At 57.0% G+C, this 26,892-nt stretch carries 21 protein-coding genes and 1 pseudogene; 16 read left to right on the top strand and 6 right to left on the bottom strand.

What is annotated here, in order from left to right; translation table 11 throughout:
* Positions 1 to 753 precede the first annotated feature (753 nt).
* The 3 genes from ASF69_RS05785 (at position 754) to ASF69_RS05775 (ending at position 4,469) form a co-directional block, all read left to right on the top strand.
* Positions 754 to 2,133, top strand: coding sequence for a gluconate:H+ symporter (locus ASF69_RS05785; protein WP_200939040.1), 1,380 nt, complete (start codon positions 754 to 756; stop codon positions 2,131 to 2,133).
* Positions 2,134 to 2,268: 135 nt separating this feature from the next.
* Positions 2,269 to 3,072, top strand: coding sequence for a potassium channel family protein (locus ASF69_RS05780; RefSeq protein ID WP_062586231.1), 804 nt, complete (start codon positions 2,269 to 2,271; stop codon positions 3,070 to 3,072).
* 119 nt (positions 3,073 to 3,191) lie between these two features.
* Positions 3,192 to 4,469, top strand: a complete 1,278-nt coding sequence (locus ASF69_RS05775) for a DUF2254 domain-containing protein (protein ID WP_062586229.1) — start codon at positions 3,192 to 3,194, stop codon at positions 4,467 to 4,469.
* 212 nt (positions 4,470 to 4,681) lie between these two features.
* Here ASF69_RS05775 and bdcA read toward each other — a convergent pair whose 3' ends face one another.
* Positions 4,682 to 5,395: an SDR family oxidoreductase gene (gene bdcA / locus ASF69_RS05770; RefSeq protein ID WP_062586228.1), complete on the bottom strand. Its 714-nt coding sequence runs from the start codon at positions 5,393 to 5,395 to the stop codon at positions 4,682 to 4,684.
* A gap of 138 nt (positions 5,396 to 5,533) precedes the next feature.
* Between bdcA and ASF69_RS05765 the strand changes: the two genes are divergently transcribed.
* The gene (locus ASF69_RS05765) at positions 5,534 to 6,082 is read left to right on the top strand and encodes a TetR/AcrR family transcriptional regulator (protein ID WP_244475404.1); all 549 of its coding nucleotides are present in this window, start codon (positions 5,534 to 5,536) and stop codon (positions 6,080 to 6,082) included.
* Positions 6,083 to 6,283: 201 nt separating this feature from the next.
* Here ASF69_RS05765 and ASF69_RS05760 read toward each other — a convergent pair whose 3' ends face one another.
* Both ASF69_RS05760 and ASF69_RS05755 read right to left on the bottom strand, forming a co-directional pair.
* Positions 6,284 to 7,564 (bottom strand): HAMP domain-containing sensor histidine kinase, encoded by a 1,281-nt coding sequence (locus ASF69_RS05760; protein ID WP_062586224.1) that lies wholly within the window; start codon positions 7,562 to 7,564, stop codon positions 6,284 to 6,286.
* A gap of 2 nt (positions 7,565 to 7,566) precedes the next feature.
* A complete protein-coding gene (locus ASF69_RS05755) occupies positions 7,567 to 8,253 on the bottom strand; it encodes a response regulator (RefSeq protein WP_062586283.1) in 687 nt (228 codons plus the stop codon).
* 148 nt (positions 8,254 to 8,401) lie between these two features.
* Here ASF69_RS05755 and ASF69_RS05750 point away from each other — a divergent pair, with 148 nt between their 5' ends.
* The 5 genes and pseudogenes from ASF69_RS05750 to ASF69_RS23545 all read left to right on the top strand — a co-directional run.
* Positions 8,402 to 9,826, top strand: coding sequence for an efflux transporter outer membrane subunit (locus ASF69_RS05750; RefSeq protein ID WP_082469640.1), 1,425 nt, complete (start codon positions 8,402 to 8,404; stop codon positions 9,824 to 9,826).
* Complete coding sequence (locus tag ASF69_RS05745; RefSeq protein WP_062586223.1) at positions 9,826 to 10,947, top strand: efflux RND transporter periplasmic adaptor subunit; 1,122 nt, start codon at positions 9,826 to 9,828, stop codon at positions 10,945 to 10,947. Before ASF69_RS05750 ends, ASF69_RS05745 begins: the two co-directional genes overlap by 1 nt.
* Positions 10,944 to 14,027 carry an efflux RND transporter permease subunit gene (locus ASF69_RS05740; protein ID WP_062586221.1) on the top strand — a complete coding sequence of 1,028 codons (3,084 nt, stop codon included), beginning with the start codon at positions 10,944 to 10,946 and terminating at the stop codon, positions 14,025 to 14,027. Before ASF69_RS05745 ends, ASF69_RS05740 begins: the two co-directional genes overlap by 4 nt.
* Positions 14,028 to 14,440: 413 nt before the next feature.
* Positions 14,441 to 16,384 carry an ABC transporter ATP-binding protein/permease gene (locus tag ASF69_RS05735; RefSeq protein WP_062586220.1) on the top strand — a complete coding sequence of 648 codons (1,944 nt, stop codon included), beginning with the start codon at positions 14,441 to 14,443 and terminating at the stop codon, positions 16,382 to 16,384.
* A gap of 257 nt (positions 16,385 to 16,641) precedes the next feature.
* Positions 16,642 to 16,789: pseudogene (locus tag ASF69_RS23545) on the top strand (IS3 family transposase); the annotation flags it as partial.
* 65 nt (positions 16,790 to 16,854) lie between these two features.
* On the opposite strand, the gene ASF69_RS05730 reads toward ASF69_RS23545, so the two are convergent.
* A complete protein-coding gene (locus ASF69_RS05730; RefSeq protein WP_062586218.1) occupies positions 16,855 to 18,315 on the bottom strand; it encodes an FAD/NAD(P)-binding protein in 1,461 nt (486 codons plus the stop codon).
* A 138-nt stretch (positions 18,316 to 18,453) separates the two neighbouring features.
* Between ASF69_RS05730 and ASF69_RS05725 the strand changes: the two genes are divergently transcribed.
* Both ASF69_RS05725 and ASF69_RS05720 read left to right on the top strand, forming a co-directional pair.
* Positions 18,454 to 18,993 (top strand): flavin reductase family protein, encoded by a 540-nt coding sequence (locus ASF69_RS05725; RefSeq protein WP_062586216.1) that lies wholly within the window; start codon positions 18,454 to 18,456, stop codon positions 18,991 to 18,993.
* A 27-nt stretch (positions 18,994 to 19,020) separates the two neighbouring features.
* Positions 19,021 to 19,899: an acyl-CoA dehydrogenase family protein gene (locus ASF69_RS05720; protein WP_062586214.1), complete on the top strand. Its 879-nt coding sequence runs from the start codon at positions 19,021 to 19,023 to the stop codon at positions 19,897 to 19,899.
* Here ASF69_RS05720 and ASF69_RS05715 read toward each other — a convergent pair.
* Complete coding sequence (locus ASF69_RS05715; protein ID WP_062586212.1) at positions 19,875 to 20,321, bottom strand: Rrf2 family transcriptional regulator; 447 nt, start codon at positions 20,319 to 20,321, stop codon at positions 19,875 to 19,877. The two genes, ASF69_RS05720 and ASF69_RS05715, sit on opposite strands and share 25 nt — an antisense overlap.
* A 263-nt stretch (positions 20,322 to 20,584) precedes the next feature.
* Between ASF69_RS05715 and ASF69_RS05710 the strand changes: the two genes are divergently transcribed.
* Genes ASF69_RS05710 through ASF69_RS05695 form a run of 4 tightly spaced genes read left to right on the top strand, consistent with a single transcriptional unit; the run spans position 20,585 to position 24,588 of the window.
* Positions 20,585 to 21,937 (top strand): LLM class flavin-dependent oxidoreductase, encoded by a 1,353-nt coding sequence (locus ASF69_RS05710; RefSeq protein WP_062586210.1) that lies wholly within the window; start codon positions 20,585 to 20,587, stop codon positions 21,935 to 21,937.
* Positions 21,938 to 21,945: 8 nt separating this feature from the next.
* The gene (locus ASF69_RS05705) at positions 21,946 to 22,785 is read left to right on the top strand and encodes an ABC transporter permease (RefSeq protein ID WP_062586208.1); all 840 of its coding nucleotides are present in this window, start codon (positions 21,946 to 21,948) and stop codon (positions 22,783 to 22,785) included.
* Between the two features lie 48 nt (positions 22,786 to 22,833).
* Positions 22,834 to 23,811 (top strand): ABC transporter substrate-binding protein, encoded by a 978-nt coding sequence (locus ASF69_RS05700; protein ID WP_062586207.1) that lies wholly within the window; start codon positions 22,834 to 22,836, stop codon positions 23,809 to 23,811.
* A gap of 3 nt (positions 23,812 to 23,814) precedes the next feature.
* Positions 23,815 to 24,588, top strand: coding sequence for an ABC transporter ATP-binding protein (locus ASF69_RS05695; protein ID WP_062586205.1), 774 nt, complete (start codon positions 23,815 to 23,817; stop codon positions 24,586 to 24,588).
* A gap of 267 nt (positions 24,589 to 24,855) precedes the next feature.
* Here ASF69_RS05695 and ASF69_RS05690 read toward each other — a convergent pair whose 3' ends face one another.
* Positions 24,856 to 26,181, bottom strand: coding sequence for an FAD-binding oxidoreductase (locus ASF69_RS05690; protein WP_062586203.1), 1,326 nt, complete (start codon positions 26,179 to 26,181; stop codon positions 24,856 to 24,858).
* A 227-nt stretch (positions 26,182 to 26,408) separates the two neighbouring features.
* Here ASF69_RS05690 and ASF69_RS05685 point away from each other — a divergent pair, with 227 nt between their 5' ends.
* Positions 26,409 to 26,885 (top strand): Lrp/AsnC family transcriptional regulator, encoded by a 477-nt coding sequence (locus ASF69_RS05685; protein WP_062586280.1) that lies wholly within the window; start codon positions 26,409 to 26,411, stop codon positions 26,883 to 26,885.
* Positions 26,886 to 26,892: the final 7 nt, after the last annotated feature.

Raw genomic sequence — 26,892 nt, 5'->3', positions numbered from 1 at the left:
TCAGGCTCATAACCTGAAGGCCGCAGGTTCAAATCCTGCCCCCGCAACCAACGAAACTTGTAAATTCGACCATTCCAAATATTTGCTCATAAGCTCCTCACCATACTGGTCGAGGAGCTTTTTGAGTTTGGCATCGGTGTCGATCTCGCCAGACACATGCCGCAGCGATTTTTAATTAGAATTACTGCCGTCAATGGTAGAGCAAGGATACTAGTCGACGTGGCACCAGGCATTCTGGCGGCCACCTCAGCGGGCTATGGGATGCGGCAGCGTGCTGGGAATTCGCGTCATACTAGAGAAGAGTCGCGTAGCGGACACCTCACGCGGCCGCTTGCGCCTAACCGTCTCGATCCAGGCACGCTTACGCCGTTTTTCCGGTGGATGCGAAATCTTCATCGACCGTACGAGCGAATGTGGATCATCTCGAAGCTATGCTTGTGACCATAGCAAGAACGCTTCGCTTGGATTGGCAACAGCTGTTGAATGTGTGAATTCGAGCGTTATTTCAGTTCGCAGTCATGTTCAAGTGCCAGTCCCATCTGAGGGTTTGCGGCCTTGATCCGCTCAAGAGATTGGAAATGCCTAAAACAGCGCGACACTCAGGAATGTTGCTGTTAAACCCCCGTAACGCATTGAAGCCGAGCGGTCACTTTTTGATAAGTGGCCGATCTGATTCTTGGTAAGCCAAACTCAGTCACAAGCGACTGTTGAAACGGGCGGCGAAGTCAGCGTCCTCAGTAAAGGAGTATTCATTTGCCGGAATTCGAACAGACATTGTCTGCGGGTACCTTGATTTCCATAGCAGTGGGCGCGGTTGCGCTTCTGTTGTTGCTCATCATAAAATTTCGTGTTCATGCCTTCGTGGCCCTCATTCTCGTCAGTTTCTTGACCGCGCTTGTCACGGGCATACCGACGGCAAACATCATGAATACGCTCACGACAGCCTTTGGCTCCACTCTTGGTGGCGTGGCGCTCCTGGTGGGGCTTGGTGCGATGCTGGGCAGGCTATTGGAAGTATCCGGTGGTGCGCAGGCTCTGGCCGACGATCTTATCCAACGTTTTGGTGAGCAACGCGCGCCTATGGCTTTGGGCATCGCATCTCTCTTCTTCGGCTTTCCTATCTTCTTTGACGCCGGCCTCGTCGTTATGTTGCCTGTCATGTTCACCGTCGGACGTCGTCTGGGCGGAAGCCTCTTGCTTTACGGAATACCGGTAGCGACTGCGTTTTCCTGCATGCACGTTTTCGTGCCTCCCCACCCTGGCCCCGTCGCCGCATCTGAATTGCTGGGCGCTGATGTTGGCCTGCTCATTATCGTCGGCCTCATTGTTGCTGTGCCAACGTGGATCGTGGCGGGTCATTTCTTCGGTCAGTGGATCGGGAAGCGAATCTTCTTGCCGGTGCCTGACGATGTCTCGGAAGCAAAATCGTCTGACGATGGCGTCTCCTTGCCCAGCTCCGGCCTGGTGGTTGCGCTTTTGCTTTTGCCGCTGCTGTTGATCTTCATGAATACGGGGCTTGATTTCGCGCGCGCGCAGGAATGGGTGAACAAAGATGCTGGCTGGTTCCAGCTCTTGCGCGCCATAGGGTCCACACCGATCGCACTCCTCATATCGGTTCTCGTCGCGGCCGTTGTGCTTGGCCCAATGCGCGGTAGAGACCCTCTCAAGGTCGAGCGTATCGTCGATTCGGCCCTGGGTCCGGTCTGCTCGGTTATTTTGATAACCGGGGCCGGTGGCATGTTTGGTGGTGTGCTTCGCGCATCCGGTATTGGCAACGCGCTTTCAAGCGCGCTCGCGGATATCGGCATGCCCGTCTTTGTCGCCGGCTTCCTGATCGCCACGGCGCTGCGCGTTGCGCAGGGTTCTGCCACTGTTGCCCTCATCGCCGCTGCTGGACTTATCCAGCCTGCGGTCCAGGCGGCTGGTTACCAGGGTGTGGAACTGGCGGCTATCGTCATCGCAGTTGCATCGGGTTCAGTCATGCTGTCCCATGTCAACGATTCCGGTTTCTGGCTTGTTGGTCGTTTCTTCAACATGGACATCAAGACCACGTTCAAGACCTGGACCGTGATGCAGACGCTGGTGGGGCTCCTCGGCTTTGCCCTGTCGGGACTGATCTTCACTTTGGCTTGAAACGAGCTTTGAAAATGACGACCACCGATCTGCTGGCATCCGTCAGACCGGTGGTCGTCTTACACGCAGATCAGTTCGACTTGGAGAGCAGCGCTTGACGTTGACCTGTGGGTGGCGGACCTTTATCCGTTAAGAATGACACCAGACGTAGAAGCCAAAAGCCCCTTGGCAGGGCGGATCGAGCAGCTGCAGAGCAAGCTGCGCCGTATCGAACGCGGACGCGACACATGGGCTCTACGCTGGCAGGCGGTGCTCGCCGTGATCGATGTCAGCATCATCGCGTTCTTTATCTTCGGCCCTTTCCTGCGCAGTGGGCCGTCATATCTGATTATCGATTATCTCATCGCAATCTGGATCCTGGCCGAAATTCTCGCGAGGGCTTTTGCGACCGGCTCAGTCGTGGCATCCCTCAAGCGACCGATGACATGGATCGACATAGTCATACTGGCAACGCTTTTGTTTCCTAATGCTCTCTTCAACTTCGCATTTCTGCGGGCAATGCGATTGTGGGCAGTCGGCGAGAGCCCGCTCTTTGCTTTCGTTCTCAGACGGCTGGGTTGCCATCAGTACAGGGACGTCGCTCGCGCATCGCTAAACTTTTTCGTTTTCCTGTTCATGGTAACAGGGTTCGTCTACACTACCTTTTTCTACCACCAGAGCGGTCTTATCGGCTTTGTCGATGCACTTTATTTTACCGTCGCCACAATGACCACGACGGGCTTCGGTGACATCACCTTGCCCGGACCGTTAGGAAAGTTAACGTCCGTTGTCACGATGATCGTTGGCATCTCGCTGTTCGTCAGGCTGGCACAATCGATCGTCAGGCCCTACAAGGTCATGTACCCATGCGAAAAATGCGGTCTCCAGAGGCACGAAGTTGACGCGGTCCACTGCAAGGCTTGCGGTCATTTGCTAAACATTCCGAACGACAACGATTGACGGTGTCATTGCGTTTGCCCTTTCAATAGCCGGTGTGCGACGAGCGCCGGTCTACTCCCGCCGGTGAAGCGAACACCACCTGTGCCAGTTCCGCCGCATCGTTTTTGAGATGGATTCGAATGACATCACGCTGGGCATGGTTTTTTGCAAAGGTTGCGCGCCGCATCTGGTTTCGGGCGACATTGTTCTCGCTACTTGCCGTTGCAACCGCTCTTATCGCCATTGTTGTCAGCCCGTTTATTCCAAGTGACCTGCCGACCAAAATCGGCGCTGACGCCGTTGACAATATCCTCGGCATTATTGCTTCCAGCATGCTGACGGTAACAACATTCTCCCTCAGTACCATGGTCGCAGCCTATTCGGCGGCAACCAGCAATGTCACGCCGCGCGCGACAAAACTGGTGATGGAAGACAGCACGACGCAAAATGTTCTGGCAACTTTCGTCGGGTCATTCCTGTTCAGCCTCGTCGGTATCATTGCGCTGAGCACGGGCGCTTACGGTGATCGCGGACGGGTCGTTCTTTTTGTCGTGACCATCGCGGTTATCGTGCTGATCGTCGTGACACTGCTGCGCTGGATCGATCATCTCTCACGACTGGGCCGCGTGACAGAGACGACGGAGCGGGTGGAGATTGCCACCATCGACGCCATGCGCGCGCGACGTCAGAGCCCTTATCTTGGTGGCAAGAGGTTAACCGATGAGAAGGACATTCCGGTTTCAGCTATCGATGTGTTTATCGACAGGATTGGCTACATCCAGCATCTAGATACCGGCGCACTGTCCAAAATCGCAACGGACGCAAGCGCGCGCATTTTTGTACGCTTGATCCCGGGACAACTGATCAATCCTAAATGTCCGGTAGCATCCATCTATGGTGTCGCTGAGGACAAGATCGCAGACGTCTTGGCCTCGATCAGGACATGTTTTTCCGTGGAGGATACCCGATCTTTCGATCAGGATCCAAGATTTGGCGCATCAGTCCTTGCCGAGATCGCATCCCGTGCCCTTTCGCCCGCGATCAATGATCCCGGTACCGCGATCGATGTCATCGCCCGTGCGCTGCGCGTCCTGGCAGTCTGGGACGAACCTGTAGAGGCCTCGGGCCACGAAGCCGTCCCATATTCAAATGTCTATGTCCCGGCCATCCAGCTCGATGACATTTTCGACGACCTGTTCACGCCGATCGCCCGCGATGGCGCAGCGATCGTCGAAGTCGGCCTTCGCCTCCAGAAGGCTTTTGGTGTTTTAGCACGGTTCGACGCACTTGGCTGTCGAGACAATGCCATCCGACATTCGACGGAGGCGCTATCTCGAGCTGAGCTTGCTTTGAGTCTGGAAAGCGACAAACAACGCGTAAGAGCAGCTGCTCAGACTGTCTCCTGCGAGACAGTCTGACTTGCCTTGCAGGGATGGAAGAGAATGCTCAGCATTGCAAGAACGTAATGGCGACCACGGACACACGGTCATCGTCAAGCTTGTGCTTGCACCACTGGTTTTGGAGCATATGAACATCGGCGGACGGCGTCATCATTGCGCGACATTACCAAAGGTTTCGCGCAATGTGGACATCATGAGCGTTTGGCTTTGCCCGATCAGAGAATGTTACCTCAAGCCCCGAACGCTCCGTCGATGGTGTGCATCGCGCCGGTTACGAAGCCGGCTTCCGGCCCGGCTAGCCAGGCTACCATGCCTGCCACTTCTTCGGGTCGGCCATGACGCTTGATGGCCATGAAGCTATGCATCAGATCCCTCATCGGACCATGTTGCGGGTTGGCATCTGTGTCGATTGGTCCTGGCTGTACGATGTTGATGGTGATGCCGCGCGGGCCGAAGTCTCTCGCGAGCCCTCGCGCCATGCCCTGCAGGGCGGACTTGCTGAGAGCGTAGGAGGCCATGCCAGGCACGGGCATTCTGTCCCCGTTGACAGAGCCGATGACAATGATCCGGCCACCGTCACGCATCTGCCGGGCAGCCTCGACAGAGGCGTGATAGGGCGCGTGGATATTTACCCGGAAAAGACGATCGATGGCGTCAGGATCCTGTTCCAAAGCGTCGCCGAATACTGCAAAGCCGGCGTTGACGACCAGCACGTCCAAGGGTCCACTTTCTCGCACCGTTTTAATGACAGCGTCCCTGTCGCCGCTATCCGTCATGATCGCAATGCTGCCTGTCTCGGCGGCGAGTTTTTCCGCCGCCTCGCGTGAGCCGGAAAAGGTGAACGTCACCTTAGCACCATCGGACACGAAACGCCGAACGATTGCTGCGCCAATGCCGCGGCTCCCACCGAGCACGAGAACTGTTTTATCCTGGAATGCGGTCATGGCAATCTCCTTGCTAAATAATGTAGTACATGCTACATAAAGAAACTGAAATCAAAGTCAACGAGTTTTATAATGAAACCTACAAAAATATCAAAAGTGAGGGGACGTCCTCGTCGCTTCGATCCGGACGATGCAGTTATGACCGCTCAACAGCTCTTCCACGCGCGTGGATACGATGCAGTCAGTGTCGCCGATATTACAGAGGCACTGGGCATAAATCCTCCCAGCTTCTACTCTGCATTTGACAGTAAGGCGGGGCTTTACACCCGCGTTCTCGATCGCTGGGCCACGACCGGGGCCATTCCTCTCCAAGAGATTCTGCGCGCAGATCGTCCGGTTGCGGAGGCTCTCGCTGAGGTTCTAGAGGAGGCTGCGCGTCGCTATTCATCCGATCCCGCAGCCGGTTGCCTTGTGTTGGAGAGCACCCGTTGCAACGACACAGAAGTGCGCGAAGCGGCGCTGGCCTGCACTATCGCCGCAGAGACCGTAATCCGCGATTATATCAGCGAACGCCACCCGGAAGCGGCTGCAAGCGTTACCGACTATATCAGTACAACAATGTCCGGGCTTTCAGCCAAGGCGCGCAATGGCAGCGACCTGGCCCGCTTGCTAGCAACGGCGCGGCTCGCCAGCTCCGTTCTTGAGCAGGCGCTTTCACCTGACAAAAAATCAACGAGATTGGACTGAGGGTGGGCATTTAGATTTCACCATTTCCGTTGATGGCCTCGCATTCCTGGATGCACTCCTAATGGCGAGTTGGTAAAATCCGGCGAGCTGATCGTGAGGCTTGCGCTGTGAAACCGGGCTGCTCGAGATAGGGTTCACTGGTTCGATGGCCCATTGCACGTGACGAAATCCGCCGTCCCACAGGGTTCAGCGCCGGCTAGCTCACTGCCCTGTATATCGAGAACCCGCTGGAATGGTGATGTCTACGCGCAGCCCGCCTGACGGCGTATTGGTGGCAAATGCGCCGCCGCCATGCCATTCGGCGGCGCGACGTGTGATGGCAAGGCCGAGGCCAAAGCCCGAGCGGGTCGTGACGGTCGAGCTTTGTGAGAACGGTTGGAAAATAGCGTCCAGTTCCGCCTCCGGTACGCCGGGGCCCTCATCCTGGATCGACAGCGTAAGTTGCTGACCGTGGACCTTCGAGGTGACGAGAACAGATGTTTTGTCTCGGGTGTAGGCAATTGCATTGCGGATCACGTTTTCTAGAGCCCGGTAAATCAATTCACCATTGACCGAAGCGACGAATGTATCGACGCCTTCATATTGAACTTTGATATCGCGGGACTGGCCCTCGAAACTCGCGTCCTCGACAATCTCTCTAACAAGATCGACAACATCGAGGGTTTGCCGGTCAAAGCGCGTAGCCTGTCGTTCCGAAAGCCTGGCCAGAGTCAGAATTCCCCCGACCAATTCGTCCAGGCGCTCGACCTCTTTCCCCATCCGCTCGATCATTGCCGTCAACCGCGCTGGGTTTTGTTGTAGAACGCCTATGGCCGCCTGCAATCTAGACAGGGGCGAGCGTATCTCGTGAGAGACATCGTGAAACAACTGTTGTTGTGCAATCTGGAGTTCCTGAAGGCGTGCTGCCGTAATGTCGAGGTCGTGCGCCAGAGAGGCGACTTCGTCGCGCTTGCTGCCAATTGTATGGGCTATTCGAACATCAAGCTGGCCATCTGCTATGGCTCGCAGCCCATATCTGAGTTGCTCTACAGGGGTGATGAAGTATCGAGCGAGCCAGTAAGCCGCCCCCGCTGCCGCCAGAAGTGCGGCCAACCATGGAACTGTCCGCGGCCAGGTTTTCGAAATGACACCCTGATGCGAGCCGGCAATTTCGACCTCGTAGCAATTCCCGTCGCTTACCGCGTTTACATTCAGATCATGTCCCGCCTTTACCACGCAGTCGATTGCTGGACCAACCGGGCTGATGCGAATGGATAAATCTCGACCGGTACGCTGCATGGCTGCCACCAGCTTCTGTGCAGCGTCCAATCCATCTGATTGCAAGACCTGGGCTGTTATGTCCAAGGCAAGCCTGTTTTCGCGGTTGGTGACCTCTTCTTCAAAAGGAGATTGGAACAGGGTGCTGATGGCAAACAACAGCGCTATTGACCCTGCCATGGCCAGCCAAACCACGGTGAAGAATTTCCAGAACAGCCTATGCATCGCTAGCCCTCTAACAGCTGATAGCCGCGTCCTCTTACGGCCTGAATCCAGGGCTGCCCGTCTTCGCGCGTTCCGAGCTTTTGGCGGATACTGCTGATATGGACGTCGATGCGACGGTCAAATGCCGTGAGAGGTTTGCCGAAGGCGCGAAGGGAAATATCCTGTTTGGATACGAGCTGTCCGGACGACCGGACAAGAACCTCGAGCAGGCTGAACTCGGTACCCGTCAGTTCGAGTTGTGAACCGTGCCACTCCGCTCTGCGGTTTGACGGATAGAGCATCAGTGCGCCGGTCTTTAGCATTTCCAGTGATCCATCCCGCTGGCTCCGGCCGGAGCGACGCAGAATGGCGCGAATTCGAGCCGCCAGCTCTCCTGGCGAACAGGGCTTTGCAACATAATCGTCCGCGCCCAGATTGAGCCCGGAAATTCTATCGATGTCGTCTCCGCGGGCGGTGAGCATCAAAACCGGAACATCGCTGACCTGCCGGATTTTGCGCAGCACATCGAGGCCGTTTATGCGTGGCATCATGATGTCAAGAACAATGAGATCGATCGACGAGGTTGTGGCTGCGGCCACACCGGTTCTGCCATCGTTCGTGGTGGTAACGGAGAAGCCTTCTTCGGTCAGGTATTCGCAGAGCAAATTTGTCAGCTCAATGTCATCGTCGATTAAAAGCACCTTGGGCATATCTTGCATCCGTCGCGTCGATGCTTCCACTTCTAAAGCCTGGCGCCTGCAAATACAGCACTTTTACATAACTTAACACGTTCTTGACCGACATTAACATCACCATCCCTATAGTACAGGCGTCAGCTCTCAAGGCAGCCTTAAACGCATGCGCAGATTTTTTTCCTCCATATCCATCGTCACTACTTTTGTGTCGCTAACCGGCTGCACGGCCATTGGCGACCTCAAGCCTTCCCACTCCGTCGTGGCTTCATACTGGCACGAGACATTGCCACATGGTGGCCGCTCTTCTGATCTCGTAGACTGGTGGGCCAGTTTTAAAGATCCTTCGCTCACGGAATTGCTCGATCTGGCAGAGCGAGGGAATCCCTCCATTCAGGAGGCGGTTGCCAACATCGATAAGGCCCGCGCGTCGCTCGATTCGGCACGAGCTGGCCTATTCCCGTCACTCGATGGGTCCGCTTCCGCGTCGCGTGAGGGAAACAAGGGAGATGACCTCAACAAAATCAGAGCCGGAACAAGCAAGAGCGGCGCACTGGATGCCTCCTGGGAGCTTGATCTGTTCGGAAAGACCAAAAAAGAGACGCAAGCCGCGGCTGCGAGAGCTGAAGGCAAGGTCTGGTCGTGGCATGACGCACGCGTTTCAGTCGCGGCTGAGTTGGGCGATTACTACGTCCAATACCGAGCCTGCCGCCAGTTGGAACGGCTTTACCGAGATGAGCTTGCGTCGCAAAGAGAGACGATACGGGCCACTGAAAAATCCGCAGATTCTGGCTTTACTTCGACCGCCGATCTCGCGCTGTCGCGAGCCAGCGCGGCAACATCGTCCTCCAGCCTGACATCTCAACACGGGGATTGTGAAATCCTCGTCAAGTCAATTGTACAGCTGACGGCCGCAGACGAGCTTTCGGTTCGAAAGCTGCTGGATAAGGGAAAGAGCCGTATTCCACAGCCGTCAGTCGTGCGCATTACCTCCGTCCCGGCAGAGGCTTTGCGGCAAAGGCCTGACGTCAATGCTCTGGAGGCCGAGGTAGCAGCGGCGATCGCCGATGTTGGTGCAGCAAAAGCTGATCTCTACCCAAGTCTGAGTTTAAGTGGATCGATTTCCATCAGCGAGGCTACCGTATCCGGCAGGTCGGTTCCCTGGTCGTTTGGTCCTGCCTTATCGATACCGCTGTTCGATGGAGGCACGCGACGGGCGGCGGTGCGAAGTGCTGTAGCGGATTACGACGTTGCTGTCGCAAGCTACAAATCCGGTGTTCTGACCGCGGTATCCGACGTTGAGACAGCGCTGATCAACGTCAATACCGCGTTAAAGCGTATTAACGACGCCAAAATTGCGGCCGACAATTACCAGAGCTATTTCCGATCGGTTGATGAGAACTGGAAGTCTGGCGGGGCCAGTATTCTGGACCGCGAAGAAGCCCGTCGCTCTGCGCAGTCTGCCGCCATAACACTCATCGAAATCAGGCGCGACGCGGTCCGATACTGGATCGCACTTTACAAGTCCCTGGGAGGCGGTTGGTCCGCTCCGGCTGGCGCCTCGAATGCCCTCACGACTGGAACACACTGATGCGTAGCTTCGCTTTTTCCTCTCTCGCCATGGCCCTTGCCATAACTGTCATGCCGCACTCGGCCCGCAGCGAAGACGCCGCACAGACCGGCTCTCAAGCTGCAGCTTTGACAGTCAGCGTTTCCAATCCTCAGCTTTTGAACTGGCCGGTGACTATTCCGGCAAGTGGTCGGCTTGCCGCATGGGATGAGGCGGTCATCGCCGCCGAGGTCAGCGGCTTTAAAATCATCGACGTCAAAGCAGATATCGGTGCGACAGTTAAAAAGGGAGACCTGCTGGTGCAGTTTTCTGCTGATACGGCGCAGGCGGATCTGGAACAGCAACGGGCCACCGTCGAAAAGCAGGAAGCGGCACTCGATCAAGCGGTTGCGGATGCGGATCGCGCCCGAGGACTGACGGGGTCGGGTGCGTTGTCGAAGCAGCAAACGACGGAGTATCTGATCAGCGAGCGCAAGGCGAAAGCCGACGTTCTCTCTGCGAAAGCAGCGCTGGCATCGTCGCAACTGACACTGAACCGGACAAAGGTATATGCCGTCGATGATGGGATCATATCGGCACGTTCGGCCTCTCTCGGTAACGTCGTGAATGCCGGTGACGAGCTTTTCAAGCTCATCCGGCAGAGCAGGGTCGAATGGCAGGCCGAATTGCCGGTCAAGCGGTTGGCCGATGTAAAGCAAGGAACCAGAGCAGTTATACCGACGCCTGACGGTCATATAAGTGGCGTGGTCAGGTTGGTTTCGCCCACCACGTCCACGAATAACGGTCGGGTCACGGTTTATGTGACCCTCCAGCCGGAAGCAGGAATGCAAACCCCGAAGACCGGCATACTCGCCAGCGGCTACTTCGAATTCGACCACACCGATGCACTGACAGTGCCAGCGACCGCCGTTACGCTCCGGGACGGATTTTCCTATGTCTTCATTCTGAATGAGGCCGACAAGGTAACCGTTGCGCGCAAGCGCGTCGAAACAGGCCGCCGACAGGGCGACCGTGTTGAGATCGTTTCTGGTATCGAAATGGCGGACAGGGTCGTCACAGCAGGTGGCGCTTTCCTCGCAGATGGCTCGGTTGTGAGAGTGTCTGACGGTGCCACAATCGCCGGGAAGGACGGAGCAAAATGAATTTCTCCTCATGGTCCATCCGCAATCCCGTTCCGCCCGTTCTGCTTTTCGTGTTGTTGACCGCCTGTGGTCTGTGGGCCTTCAATCGCCTCGACGTCCAGAATTTCCCCGATATGGATCTTCCAACCATCGAAATCAGTGCTTCGCTGGATGGGGCAGCGGCGTCGCAGCTCGAAACGGAAGTGGCTCGCAAGATCGAGGATGAACTCACGGGCCTGTCCAAGCTGGACTCCGTTACAACAACGATTACCGATGGTTCTGTCAGCATCTCTGTTGCCTTCCAGGTCGGAAAAGACACCCAGGAAGCACTGGATGAGGTCAAGAGTGCTGTCGACCAGGCAAAGAACGACCTGCCGGAAGAAATGAACGCGCCAACCGTTTCGAAACAGTCGTTGAACGCCTCGCCACTCATCACCTACGTCGTGCATTCAGACAAATTGGATTCTGCAGAGCTTTCCTGGTTCATCGACAACGATCTGTCGCGCGCGCTGATGGCAGTGGACGGTGTTGGTGAAGTCGGCCGCCTCGGAGGGGTCGATAGAGAAGTCAGGGTAGAGCTCAACGCAAATCTCCTCGAGGGCCTCGGTTTGACCGCGAATGATGTCAACAGCCAGGTCGAAGCGGTGCAGTCTGACCTGTCTGGAGGCAAGGGCAGGATTGGCGGCGAAAGTCAGTCTGTTCGGACGCTGGCAACGGCAGACAGTGTCGAACAGCTCCGGTCTTTACCGATCCCCCTGCCAGCCGGGAGTTGGGTTCGGCTGGACGAACTCGGAACGGTGACGGATACCCACAACGATCTGACCTCGCTTGCGTACCTGAACGGCAAACCCGTAATCGCCGCTCAGATCAAGCGTTCAAAAGGGTATTCGGATACGGCAGTGACCGAGAAAGTTCGCGACGCGATGAAGGCATTTGCCGCGGCCAATCCAAGCGTGACGATTGAGGAAGCCTACAATACCATCGTGCCCACCGAGCAAAATTACGAATCCTCTATGCACATGGTCTATGAGGGCGCCCTCATCGCCGTTTTCGTCGTTTGGCTGTTTCTGCGCGACTGGCGTGCGACGCTTTTGGCGGCTGTTGCCCTGCCGCTGTCGATCATTCCGACGTTCCTCGTGATGTATCTGCTTGGCTATACGTTGAACACCATCACCCTGCTGGCCATTTCCCTCGTGGTGGGAATTCTCGTGGATGACGCCATTGTCGAGATCGAAAATATCGAGCGACATCTCAACATGGGCAAAAGTTGCTTCGAGGCAGCGATGGAGGCCGCTGACGAAATCGGCCTTGCTGTTATTGCCACCACGTTTACCTTGGTCGCAGTCTTCCTCCCAACCGCTTTCATGGGGGGCATTCCCGGCATTATCTTCAAGCAGTTCGGTATCACGGCGTCGGTTGCCGTTCTCGCCTCGCTTCTGGTTGCGCGACTGGTAACGCCAATGATGGCGGCATATATAATGAAGGCCAGCGGCAAGACACATGACGAGGACGGCCGCCTGATGCGCGGTTACCTCTGGCTTGTGAAAGGTGCATTACGCCGCCGCTGGATTCCCGTGCTTGGGACGGTCGGGTTTCTGGCATTCACGATCCTGCTGTTGTCTCATTTGTCTACAGGCTTTTTCCCGGCCTCTGACAATAGCCAAACGCAAGTTACCCTCACCACGCCATATGGATCGACGATTGAGGCGACCGACGAGGCGGCGCGAAAGGCGTCAGAGATCATCGCAGGTGTAAACCACGTCACCTCGGTGTTTCAGGCAACTGGCACTGCCTCTACGGGCGGGATGAACAGCACGTCGAACTCAAGCACCAACAGCGCCACGCTCGTCGTCAATCTGACACCGATTGACGACCGCGATATAAAGCAGGCGCAGATTGAAAATGACATACGAAAAGCCTTGGAGCAGTTGCCCGGCGTTCGTCTGGAAATAGGCTCTGGAGGCAACGGCACAAAACTCACGCTCACGCTAGCAGGCGACGACTCTGATCTTCTTGATAAGGCAGCAGCGAGCCTTGAGGCTGATCTGCGCACTCTTCCAGGCATCGGTAATGTCACCTCCTCTGCGGCCATGCAGACGCCGGAGGTCACCATCAAACCCGATCTTGCGCAAGCGGCCTCTCTGGGTGTCACGTCCAAGGCCATTGCCGAGGCTATTCGAGTGGCGACGGCGGGTGCCTATGATGCAGCCTTGTCGAAGCTTAATCTGCCCGAACGCCAGATCGCCATCCGTGTCATGCTCGACAGCGAGAGCCGTCAATCGCTTGACGCGATCTCACTTGTCCCCGTCGAGGGTAAGGACAGCAAGGTCGCGCTCGGAGCTGTCGCCGATATCTTCATGGGCTCCAGCCCCAGCCAGATCGACAGGCTTGACCGATCGCGCAACGTCTCGCTTTCAGTGGAGTTGAATGGCAGAAACCTCTCCGAGGTGACAGCAGAGGCCGCACAACTGTCCAGCTATAAAAATCTGCCGCAGGGTGTGAAATTCGTAGAGCAGGGCGAATTGAAACGACAGAGCGAACTGTTCAGCAGTTTCGGCACGTCCATGGCAATCGGCATTTTCTGCATCTATGCGGTTCTGGTCCTGCTGTTTCATGATTTCCTGCAACCCGTCACGATTTTGATGGCGCTCCCGCTGGCGCTTGGCGGGGCACTGTTACCTTTGGTGCTCACAGGAACCAGCTTTTCAATGCCCGCCGTCATCGGTTTGATCCTGCTGATGGGGATTGTGTCGAAAAACTCGATCCTTCTCGTGGAGTACGCTATCGAGGCGCGCCGGGCTGGCATGTCCCGCTACGATGCGCTTGTTGATGCCTGCCACAAGCGAGCACGCCCCATCATCATGACGACCATCGCTATGGCCGGGGGCATGCTGCCAGCAGCTCTAAGTCTCGTCTCGGGAGACTCAAGCTTTCGCCAGCCCATGGGTGTCGTTGTCATAGGCGGATTGATTACATCCACTTTCCTAAGCCTTCTGGTCATCCCGGTGGTCTTCACCTTTCTGGATGACGCACTTGTATGGCTTAAGGCGAGGACTGGGACGCGCGAGATCGAACAGGCGAAGGAATTGTCCCCGTCCTAATTCTCACGCGGTCAAGGCCCGCCGGACGCATCTGCGGCGCTGCATTAGGCCACTACGTCCGACAGACGCCGATCAAAAAATGCAGTGGAACTGTGGTAGTTCGACCAAGTTTATCATGCTGCAAAATCCTGGAGGCTGCAGCTGGAATCCGCCACGCGGCAGGTGGCGCATTGCAGCCGTCTCTCGTGATATTCCCCATTGGGGTGTCCGCTGCCTGATTTGGTGGTGGGGTCAATATCGGTTAAGAGCAAAGATTATTTAGGTCTCAATCAGCCGTTATTGTTACGCTTGCTGCAGCGCGCTCCATATGCGGCAACTTTCATCTCTACCGTTCCACGATACGGGCGCGAACAATATTTCGCTTACCTTCACAAAGTCGTGAAACCTTTCCCATTGTCGCTCGTTCAGCGCCCATGAAAAACAATCAAGTAGAACCGGTCAATGGTGCCGACGCAGCTGAGACCGAAGCCGCATCCTCGCAAGATGTTCATGACAATGCTGAAGAGCTTCCCCCAGAGGAAGTGGAGCCCGATGCGGGTTTGACGCCGGAGGAGGCTGAGGAAGCGCGGCGAAAATATCTGCTGAAACGATTCTGGATCAGCGCGCGGGGCTTCTGGAGCCGCCGGGGAGATAAGTTGGCATGGCTATTCACGCTTGGCTTGCTGGCGATGATCGGAATCAATGTGGCAATCCAGTACGGGGTCAACGTCTGGAACCGCGGGATTTTCGACGCTATCGAAAAACGGGATGCGTCCACTGTCTATTCCCTTGCCTCCATATTTCCGCTTCTGGTTCTGGGAAGTGTATTCATCGTCACCTCGCAGGTTTATGTCAGAATGCGCATTCAGCGGCGCTGGCGCTCTTGGCTGACCAAGTTAACGGTGGGTAGATGGATTGCAAACGGCCGCTACTACCAGCTCAACCTGATTGACGGCGATCACAAGAATCCGGAAGCAAGGCTTTCGGAGGATATGCGCATCGCCACCGAGGCGCCGGTCGATTTCGTCTCCGGCGTCATCTCCGCTTTCGTTTCCGCCTCCACCTTCATCGTGGTTCTCTGGACGATTGGTGGAGCGCTCACAGTGTCAATCGGCGGCGTTTGGGTCACCATTCCCGGCTTTCTCGTGATAGCGGCCATCATCTACGCGGCAGTCACCTCCACTTCCATCGCGTTCATCGCCCGAAACTTCGTCAAGGTTTCAGAAGTTAAAAACCAGGTGGAAGCGGAATACCGCTATACGCTGACACGCGTTAGGGAAAATGGTGAGAGCATTGCCTTGCTTGGCGGGGAAGAGGAGGAGCGTAGCGATCTCGACAAAAGATTCGGCAATGTACGGCGGCAATGGCGGTTGATGGCGCAGCAATACATGCGGACCACCGTCGTCTCCAACGGCTCGGTCCTGATTGCCCCAGTCGTGCCACTTCTGCTCTGTGCACCGAAGTTTCTCGATGGCAGCATGTCACTTGGCGAGGTCATGCAGGCAGCGTCCGCTTTCACCATTGTTCAGTCCGCCTTTGGATGGCTCGTTGATAACTATCCGCGCTTGGCCGACTGGAACGCCTGCGCGCGACGCGTGGCCTCCCTGATGATGTCGCTTGATGGTCTCGAGCGCGCCGAAAGAAGCGAGACTTTCGGACGCATTATTCGCGGCGAAACCGAGGGCGAAACCATGCTGAGCCTCAAGGACGTATCCGTATCACTCGGTGATGGAACTGCGGTGGTGAAGGAGACCGATGTCGAAATCGGGGCAGGTGAGAGAGTGCTCGTTTCAGGAGAATCCGGCTCGGGCAAAAGCACGCTGGTTCGTGCTATTTCCGGCCTCTGGCCTTGGGGTGGGGGTAGCGTCAATTTCCGCGCCGGGAGCCAGTTGTTTATGCTGCCGCAGAGACCATACATTCCAGCAGGGACGCTTCGCCGCGCGGTCTCTTATCCGGAACCTGCGGAAAGCTGGACGGCAGAAGAGATCGGCATTGCTCTGGATAAGGTCGGTCTCGGCCAACTCAAAGACAAGATCGAAGACGATGCGCCCTGGGACCAGACCTTGTCAGGCGGAGAAAAACAGCGGCTTACCTTTGCGCGCCTGCTTCTCAACGCCCCGGATATTATCGTGATGGACGAGGCGACCGCAGCGCTGGACGAAAAAAGTCAGGACAAGATGATGCAGACCGTTATCGATGAGCTACCCGACGCCACAATTATCAGCGTGGCGCATCGTGCTGAGCTTGAAGCATTTCACAGCCGCAAGATTACTCTTGAGCGCCGAGACGGAGGCGCAAAACTGGTTAGCGATATCGAGCTTATTCCGCGTAAATCCAGAGCTCGGTCTATGCTTCGGCGGGTGGTGAAGCGAAGGTGATTTGTGTCTGCCTTCTACGACAGAGGTGAGGTGGCGCACTTACTGGTGTCAGTGGGCGCCGCGCGCCCATTTTAATCGTGGACGCAATCGAAAATGACGTTTCCTTATGCCGCTTGGCTGCTTGGTTATTTACAAAGAACAAACAGCGAAAGCATCAGCCGTCGCTTATGAAATGCCGCTGCTTGGCGCCCATGTTATTTAAGGCGAATGTCGCGCGTCCCCACTTGGTCGCATGTTCGTATGCGACTCTACCCTTTATATCCCGTTGCACACTCCGTCAGAAGCGAATCATTGCGGTGCCGAAAGAGCGGGAGTTTTGTGAAGGCCGCTGATCTTTGCCGCACGCATGGGAGCTCCGATGCGACCTTTTGTAATTGGGACGCTAAACATGGCGGCTTGGAGATGTGGAGTATAACACACCGCGGCCCTAACCACAGCCGGATATAGCGTCAGTGGCAGGTCACAACCTCTCAAACCGATGGGCTGACAATGATCGTTCTTGTATCGCGGGCACAACAGCCGATGATCTGGTCCACCATACGCGCAGCCTGATTGGCAATTTCAGGAACGCCTGTAAGCTCGCCGAACGCCGGGCGGGCGAGCGGGCCGGCGACAAACAGCGTAGCGTTCGGGGTTCCTGCGATGCTGAGAGCTCTGCCTCCTGTATCGCAGCTAAGGCCGAGACCGAGAGAATCCGCCTGGATGAAGCCATCCCGGTGCATGCCGAGCAGAAACCTCTGGTGGTCTGCATAATCCCGGAATTCCGGCCCCGTCGCCAGAAGAATGCGGCGATAGCGAAGCTCGGACCCGCTGTTGCGAGTTTCAATCCAAGCCAGCAGGTCTTTTCCATCCCGTGTTATCGATACGAGGTCTCCGCGCTCGACGGTGACGCGGCCCATATTGAGGCCCTTTTCCAGCGTTAGGGCCGCCTGTGGCGGCATGCGATAACGGTGGACATCGTACCAGCGGCGAAGGCGGCGCAGAAACTTTTGCCGCTCGGGCATCGGTAGATCCTGCCAGATTTCCTGGGCATGCTGCCGAAGCGCATCGAAAACGGATTGCCATGGAATACCCTGCGTTTCCGCATCGGCGATCGTCGCCCGCACCTTTGCCAACAGCTTTCTGGCGGAGGTGAGGTCGGCGCTGCGAAAGTCACCAAAGGGCGAGAAGCCTCCGCCTGCATGCGGCCTTGGCATCAGGCCGGAGCGGGAAAGAAGCGTGATCTCCCCGTTATGGCCGAGGGCATCAAGGCGGCTGAGTGCGTCTAGCGCTGTAAGCCCCGAACCTACGATGAGGATCGGGTCGGATTTGCCGATGCCGTCAAACACGTTCGGCGCGAAGACATCGGCGATACGAGACGCCGTCAAAGGATCGAGGTTGTCGATCACGGGCGGCCTCGATAAAGGAGGATGCCCTGTAGCGATGATCAGGATATCGGCCGAGATTGCGGTGCCGCTGGAGTCCGTGATCCGCCAATGTTCGTTTTGGCGATCAACGCTCCGAACGGTTTGGCGAAGGTGCCTGATCGCGCCGCTGTCCAGATGTGGCGCTAATTGTTCCTGCATGAAGCGCCCGAAATCGCTGCGGCGGGCAAAGATGCCTTCCGGGGTCACTGCCTCGGGATCGACGGTGAGAGTTCCGCTGGTCTGCAGCCAGTCAAGAAAGGCTGCGGGCGAGCCGGGTATGGCGCGCATTCTATGCGCTGCGACGTTGAGGCGGACATCAATGTTCTCGACATCATAGGCAAGGCCACAACCGAGCTGCTCGCGAGGCTCGAAAACAGTGACCTCTTCAATGTCGCGCAATCCTCGCTCGACCAGAAGTTTGGCAATGATGGCACCGGTGTATCCGCCGCCGATGATGACGACGCGAGAGGCCGGACGTGTCGTTTGCGCCTGCAGTCTCGGCGATGACATCCTGATCTTCAACATGGCAGTCTTCCTTCCGGTCCGCGGGGTTAGATCTGGGCATATTTTCTATAAAATATATGGAGATTAAAAACGCTTGTCTACTGATTGGGTTCCGCGGCTGTTACCCATGGTTCAGATGAAGTAACGCGGAGAGGTCAGATGAACATTTTTACCAGAAGTGAATTTCAGGAACCCCGGACGCGCTCAGTGTCGGATCGCCCGGCAGATGCGGCTGGCTTGAAGGAGGCCTTGAGAACGCTTGGAGGCGGCGTCAGTGTCATCACGGCAGGTGACGGCGCGGAACGCACAGGCGCGACAGTCACCTCTGCAACGGCATTGTCCGTCGAGCCCCCGCGCATGTTGGTATCCCTCAACAGATCCTCCTCCACCTGGCCAGTCGTTGAACGTTACGGACATTTCGCGGTCAATGTGATTGGCGCCGATCATCAGGACGTCGCAAACCGGTTTGCGGGCATTGGGGGCTTGAGAGGGGCCGAGCGCTATGTCGGGTCCGAATGGACGAGGCTTGCCAGCGGAGCACCAGTCCTGGAAGGTGCGGTTGCTGTGCTCGATTGCGAGGTCGAGGAGGCGATCGAGCGACATAGCCATGTCATCCTGATCGGCCGGGTTCTGTCGATACGCATCGGTGATGGCAGTTCACTGCTCTATCAGAATGGCAAATACTACGCGTTGACGTGACACCAGTCCGAGTGAAGGATGGCCTGCATGACGGTATCGACCTCTGATCGATTGCGACCAGTGCCGCCTGCCCTGACAAGGGAGTGCGATGTCGTGGCAGCGCTTGATCGGTTGGAATCCTTGGCGACCAGCGGCAATTTGGACCAATCCTCTGTTCTCGCCGCAAGCGGGCTTCTCGCTATGTCCATTCCGGCAAGCTTCGGGGGGGCGGATATTTCGAACCTGATCGTTGCAGAGGCCGTCAGCCGGATCGCAACGTGGAGCACCACCGTGGCCGAGCGGCTTCTCGGACATCTTGTCGCCCTGGAAATGATCCGGACCAGCGGATCGACAGAACAGCGCAAAGCAATTTACGCACGCGTCGTGCTGGGTGATGTCTTCGAACTTAGCAGTCGTCGCGAGGGCGCCGCGCTACCAAGGCTGGTGCGGTCGGGTCTGGCTTTCGCTCTGGAGCATGGTGGATCGGTTCTAGCGAACAGTGCGGTTGACTGGACAATTATAGGGGCATCTAGCGCCGGTTCTGAGCCGATGGTCGCTATTCTGGACAACAAGCACCTGTTGGTGCACGATGAAGACGCATTATCGGATTTGATCGTTCACCCGGACTACGTTCTTTCACTCGGTGAAAAAGCAGACTGTCTCGCGCGTCTGATGACGGCATTTCTGAAGGCTGCTTATATCCGCGGACACGTCAACGCCCAGATGCGGATAAATCCGCCGGAACCCACCATCGCAGTCGAAGTCGAACTCTTGGACGGCATGATCCAAAAGGCCGCATCCCTGATTGATGTCATTCAGGTGGACGATCCCGCGATCGACCTTGAACAGATCGATCGATATTGCCGGTCGTTGGACACGGCAAGATTACGCTGTTCTGCCGATCATCCGCCAGCGATCAAATCCTGATCGGTCTGTCCAGACGCCGCGAATTGCGTCAGCGTCATCGTGTCGAGAACGGCTGCCATCGCATCCCGGACCTGCGTCATGGAAATACGGATCTGGCACGAGGCTGGATCCCGGCAGTCGTCACAGGCTTCAAATGCCGTACGACTGGCACAGCGGATCGGCGCAAGCGGCCCGTCGAGGGCTCGGATGACGTGACCGATCATGATCTCGTCGGCTGGCTTTGATAGGGCGTAGCCGCCGTTCGGCCCCTTCTTCGAACGCAGGAAACCGTTGTTGCGCAGTTCCAGCAGGATCGTGTCGAGGAATTTCTTTGAAATATTGTTTCGCGTGGCGATATCGGTCACAAACGCTGTCTGCCCTGGTTCCAGACCGGCGAGGTCGACCAGCGCTTTCAAGCCATATTTGCCTTTGTTTGTGAGCATTGTTCAGACATCCGGTCGATGGCCATCGCGATTGAATTTGTCCAATTACATAGTTTTTATAAATTATCTGTTCAAGCTCTGATTGTCGCGACCGTATCCTTCTTCGCACCGTTTCGAAATCTGCGGCAGGCTTGTTCGCATCGATTGCTTGGCCCGGAAATCCATTTGCCATTAGGCGCAATCTTCGAAATCTTATTTCTCCATAAAAAAGATAGACAATATAGGCTTCTTGTATTCGATCATCGAGTGAGAGAGGACCAGCCATGACACGCAAGATCAGACTAGGAGCATTCCTTCCAGGTGGTGGCCAGCATATCGCTTCTTGGAGACACCCCGATCAACCGCTCGACGGCGCCGTCAGCTTCGAGTTTCACAAGCAATTGGCTTTGACGGCCGAGAGGGGTCTGTTCGACGCCTATTTTCTGGCCGATGGCCTCGCAGTCGGCTTCGGCGGTGCACGCGAAGGCGGCAACGCACGCGTCGCCGGGTTCGAGCCCGTCACGCTATTTTCGGCACTCGCGCCATTCACCACCCATCTCGGTTTCATCGCGACAGCCTCGACGACCTACGAGGAGCCCTATAACACTGCGCGCAAATTTGCCTCCCTCGACCTGATCTCTGACGGCCGGGCAGGCTGGAACGTCGTGACGACGACAGGCGATGCCACGGCGCAGAACTTCAATCTCGACACACAACTGGCCCATGCCGACCGCTACAAGCGCGCCGCCGAGCATGTCGATGTCGTCAAGAAGCTCTGGGACAGTTTTGAGGACGATGCCTTCATTCGCGACAAGCAAACGGGCGTCTTCTTTGATCCTGCAAAGCTTCATGATGCCGCTCACAAGGGTGAGCATTTCAAGGTCAAGGGACCGCTCAACGTCTCGCGCTCCCGACAGGGGCATCCCGTGATCGTCCAGGCGGGCCAGTCCGATGACGGGCGTGGGCTTGCCGCGGCAACAGCGGAGGTAATCTTCACCGCCCATCAGCACATTGAGACCGCCCAGGAATTCTACCGTGACATCAAGAACCGCGCCCGTGGCCTCGGCCGCAATCCCGATCACGTTCTGGTCATGCCCGGCGTCTCGCCTTTTGTCGGTCGCACCGAAGCGGAGGCGCGGGAGAAGTATGAGCGCCTAACCTCGCTCATCCTGGAAGAAGACGGTATTGGTCTTCTCAACGGCCTGACAGGCGGCACGCTGGATCTGAAGGGCTATGATCTTGATGGGCCGCTTCCGCCCGCCCCGCCAACGGAAGGCATGAAGAGCCGCCAGGCGCTGATCCGTCAAATAGCCGATGAGAACAATTTCTCGATCCGTCAGCTCTATCAATGGGTCGCCTCGGCACGCGGTCACTTCACCATTTTCGGAACTCCCGGTCAGATCGCCGACACACTGCAGGAATGGTTTGATAACGAAGCGGCTGATGGCTTCAACATCCTGCCACCGTGGTTGCCGACGGGCCTCAACGACTTCGTTGACCTCGTCATCCCCGAGCTGCAACGCCGTGGTCTGTTCCGCACCGCCTATGAGGGGCGGACGCTGCGCGAAAACCTCGGCTTGCCGTTCCCCATCAACCGCTACGCAGCCGACCGCTCGGCACTGCAGGCAGCCGAGTGAGGTCCGCCATGTCCTATGAAGATATCCATCAAGTGCGGGCCTATGGCCTCGACCTCGCCCCGGCGGCGCCGCGCCCGCCGCGCTGGCTAACCCACGCGATGTCGGCAATCACGCCCTTCCTCGCGCGCTATGGACTTGTGATCGCTTTCCTGGTGCTATGGCAGGCGTCGTCCACCTTGGGCTGGGTCAACGCATCTGTCTTTCCGCCGTTGGACCAGATCATCAGGGCGTTGTGGAAGGCAATTGCGACCGGTGCCATCCTTGACGATATAGCCATTAGTTTACAGCGATCAGGCATCGCCTTCGTCGCTGCCGTTGGGCTCGGCGTCCCGCTTGGCCTTTTCATGGGGCAGGTGAGAGCCATTGAGCGAGCCCTAGATCCTCTCTTGCAGTTCTTTCGCCAGACCTCGGCGCTCGCCCTCTATCCCGTTTTCATCCTGCTTCTAGGTCTCGGGGAAACGTCAAAGATATTCGTCATCTTCTGGGCGACGCTCTTCCCGGTCCTGTTATCGACCATTGGCGGCGTGAAGGAGGTGGATCAGAAACTCATCGAGATGGCCCGCACCTACGGCGCCGGATCGCTGCAGATCTTCCGCCGCGTGGTTCTGCCCGCCTCGGTCCCCGCGATTTTCGTCGGCCTGCGTCTTTCCGCTACGACGGCACTTCTTCTCCTCATCGCCGCCGAGATGATTGGCGCCAACAAGGGCATCGGCTTCCAGGTGATGAACGCCCAATATAATTTCCAGATCCCACTTATGTTCGCGGCGATCCTGCTTCTCGCGCTGCTCGGCCTCGCTGCCAATGCCGCACTCGTCTTTATGCAGCGGCGTCTGTGCCGCTGGGCCTGACCAGGTATCAAAGTTCATCCAGAAATTCGTGATCCGAAGGATTCTCCTATGACATTCCAATCCCGCAAGCTCCTCCTCTCCGCAGCAATCACCTTCGCCCTCTCAGGCTCCGCCTTCGCCGCAGAGGAGGTGAAGTTGCGCTATCTCGCCAGCCAGGGCGGCTTGTCCGCGCATGAACTTGCCGCCGAACTCGGCTATTTCGATGGCACCGGCATCACCATTGAGAATGTCGGCTACGCCACGGGTGGCCCGGCATCGCTCATTGCTCTAGCCTCGGGCGATGTCGAAATCGGCAGTGCCGCCACCTCTGCCGTCTTGAACTCGATCGTCGGCGGCAACGACTTTGTCGCAGCCTATCCGTCGAATGGCATCAACAATGAAGTGCAGTCGATCTTCTATGTGCTGGAAGACAGCCCGATCCGCGACATCAAGGACATTGCCGGAAAAAGCATTGCAGTGAACACGCTCGGTGCCCATCTCGATTACACGATCCGCGAAGCCTTGCACTCCGTCGGTTTGCCGACCGACGCCGCCAACCAGATCGTCGTTCCGGGGCCGCAGCTAGAACAGGTCTTACGTTCGGGACAGGTCGACATCTCGGCCTTCGGTTACTGGCAAACGACCTTCGAGGGCGTGGCGAAGCAGAAGGGCGGGCTACGTGCCATCTTCGACGACACCGATGTGCTCGGTGAAATCGCCGGTGGCTTCGTCGTCCTGCGCCGGGACTTCATCGAAAAACACCCGGAAGCTGCCAAGGTCTTCGTCGAACAGTCCGAGCGCGCTCTCGACTATGCCCGCGAGCATCCTAAGGAAACCAAGGCTATCTTTGCCAAGGCGCTGGCCGAGCGAGGTGAGAATGCCGACATAGCCCAGTATTTCCGTGGTTATGGTGTACGTCCGGGCGGCAAGGCGGTGGAGCGCGACCTGCAGTTCTGGATCGACGTTCTGGTTCGCGAAGGCAAACTGAAACAGGGCCAACTCTCGGCAAACGATCTTCTCTACACCTCCGAAACTGCGAGCAACTGATCCATGGCGCTCCCTCAGTTCAACACCGGCCGTGGAGAGGTGACGATCCGTCACCTCTCCAAGACTTTCACCCTAAACGGACAGCCGCTGCCGATCCTGAAAGATCTGAACCTTACCATCCGCTCCGGCGAAAGCCTGGCGATCGTCGGTGCCAGCGGCTCCGGCAAGACAACGCTTCTGCGCATTCTCGCAGGACTTGAGGAGGCCGATAGCGGCGACGTACTGATCGACGGTCGCCGCATCCACGGTGTCGGAACAGAGCGTGCCGTCATCTTCCAGGAGCCCCGTCTTCTCCCGTGGCTGACGGTCATCGACAACATCGGCTTTGGCTTGGAAACCAGGGGTGTGTCCCGCGAGGAATCGCGCTCTATCTCCCAGCGCTATGTCGATCTGGTCGGGCTGAAGGGCTTCGAAACCGCCTATCCTCGTCAACTCTCGGGCGGCATGGCGCAAAGGGTAGGCATCGCTCGTGCGCTCGCCGTCCAGCCGGAAATCCTGTTGCTCGACGAACCGCTGGGTGCGCTCGATGCCATGACCAAGATCGGCATGCAACAGGAGCTGGCGCGGATATGGAAGGAGGAGGACGTGACGACGGTGCTCGTGACCCACGATCTCGAAGAGGCGATTTTCCTTGCCGACCGCATTCTGATCCTGCCGCGAGAAAAGGGCGGTGAACCGCGGCTGATCGACATCGACTTGCCCCGGCCCCGCGATCGCAGCGCTTCAGGTTTCGTGCGCCAGCGGGAGGAGCTGCTCGGGTTGTTTGGATTGCATTGAAATGGGATACGCGGTGTTCTGTATTACCATGAACGAACTCCTTCCTACCCGTGGAGAGTGGCATAAGACTATTACAAGGCCTTTGCCGTGCGCGATTGCCGGAGCCCTCATCAACCCGGCTCGGATGCACGGCTAGCGGCTGAGGGGGTTGAAACTAAGGAGTAGAGAGACGCACCTAAGTGATTTGGTTGCGATAACATCTACGGTTTGTGAAAGTGCGTTCAGTAGCTTGAAGGCAATCCTTAAGAAAATTTACCGTTCCAGGATTTAGAAATCTGCAACCTTGCCCCAGACGGAGGTGTTCAGACGGGAGGGGCGGTAGGGAGCGGGATCGACGATGGGCGTTGCTCCGGTCACGATATCGGCGACCAGATGTCCCGCACCAGGGCCAATGCCGAAACCGTGGCCGCTGAAGCCGGCAGCCAAAATGAGGCCGGGTACGTTATCGATCTCGCCAATCGCCGGCACGCCGTCAGGCGTGCTGTCGATGAAACCGGCCCAGGCGCTGGCGATGGTCGTTTTGCGCAGTTCGGGCAGCAAATCTTTTGCCCGGCGAAAGGTTTCGTCGATTTGGGTCTGGTCGGTCTTGGGGTCGAGAATGCGGTTTTTCTCCATGGGAGTGATCTTGTGCATGGACCATTTCTTCAGCGTCTCATGGCCCGCCTTCCAGCCCTCTAACCCGCCGAGTGCCAGGCTTTTGCGGCGTTTTAGGAACATCGGTACGAACTCGCGGGAAAAGCGGAGCTGTTGCGGTGTGGGGTCGACACGCGCCCTGCCACTGATTGCCAGCGTGTAACCGCCATCGCCACGCCTGGTGATCGACACATCTGCCGTGTGCAAGGCATCCGGCAGATCTTGGGCACCTGGGGTCACAGATAAAATAGACGAGCGAACGGCTGCCTGCGGAAAGCGGATGCCAAGCTGGTGGCAGAAGGACGATGCCCAGGCACCGCCTGCCAACACGACTAACTTCGTCGCGATGGTTCCTTTTTCCGTGACGACACCGGATACGCTGCCAGCCTGCAACTCGAGACCGCGTGCAGCGCACATCTGGTGCACGGTTCCACCAAGCTTCATGATTGCCCGCGCCACGACGGGTGCAGCCCGGGAGGGGTCGGCGATGCCATCAGTCGGTGAAAAAACGCCACCCCGCCAATCCCGTCTGGTGGCGCGGCCACGCTCCTTCGCCTCATCAGCACTGAGCATATGTGTGGTTACTCCGACTGTGCGAGCGAAATCACGCCAGCGCGCCCAACCCTCGAGTTCCGCCTCATTGTTGCTGAGATAGAGCAATCCGCACCGGCGAAATCCGGTTTCTTCTCCTGTCTCGGCGGCAAACCGCTCCCATAGCGCCAAGCTGTGCGTGGACATGGGCAATTCACGCGCATCGCGGTTTTGTTGTCTGCACCAGCCCCAATTGCGGCTGCTTTGTTCGGCTCCAATGAGACCCTTTTCGACCAGTGCCACCTTCAGCCCACGCTGCGCCAGATAATAGGCGGAAAACACACCCGCCACGCCGCCACCAATGACGATCACATCGGCTTCTCCAGGCAGTTGCGACGTCGTCTCGATGCGGTAAAGCGGTGCAGGCATTGGATTCTCCTATCGACGCCCCATACTAACAGCAACATCCTATTGCACCTGCCGCAAGGAGCAGGTTTGACAGAATTTTATTCTGTAGCGTGTTATCGCGCCGCATCTATCTGCCAAATTTGCGTGGAGACCCGGCGGAGAACCTGTATTTCGGCGGTTTTGCTTGCGCTGCTCGATACGCCGCATATTATGCTGCGTGGAAATGACCCAGCGGGATGTGGAGCAACATGAAGCTTGACCGGATCGATATCAAGATTCTCCATGAACTTCAAAAGAACGGCCGCATCACGAATGTTGAGCTTGCAGAACTGGTGAATCTCTCACCCAGCCCGTGCCTGATGCGGGTCAAAAAATTGCAGGCAGAAGGGTTCATCACCAGCTATTCGGCGCACATCAATATCGGCAAGCTTGGCCAGACATTGACGGTCTTTACCGAAGTGACCTTGAAAAATCATCGTCAAATCGATTTTGCACGTTTTCTCGCCGCAGTCGAAAAGCTGGATTCGGTTATTGAATGCCATCTGGTTTCCGGTGGCTATGATTATCTGCTGAAATTTGTCACTGGCAGCATTGGGGAGTATCAGACCATCATGGAGCGCCTGATCGACATGGATATCGGAATCGACAAATATTTCAGCTTCGTCGTGCTGAAATCCCCCATAGTTAAACCGCATATGCCACTGACCAGCTTGTTCCCGATGTAGCAACAGC

The sequence above is a fragment of the Rhizobium sp. Leaf311 genome (assembly GCF_001423445.1).
GTDB lineage: Bacteria > Pseudomonadota > Alphaproteobacteria > Rhizobiales > Rhizobiaceae > Agrobacterium.
The sequence above is the reverse complement of the archived record's forward strand: the minus strand, read 5'-3'. Positions and strand labels throughout refer to the sequence as shown.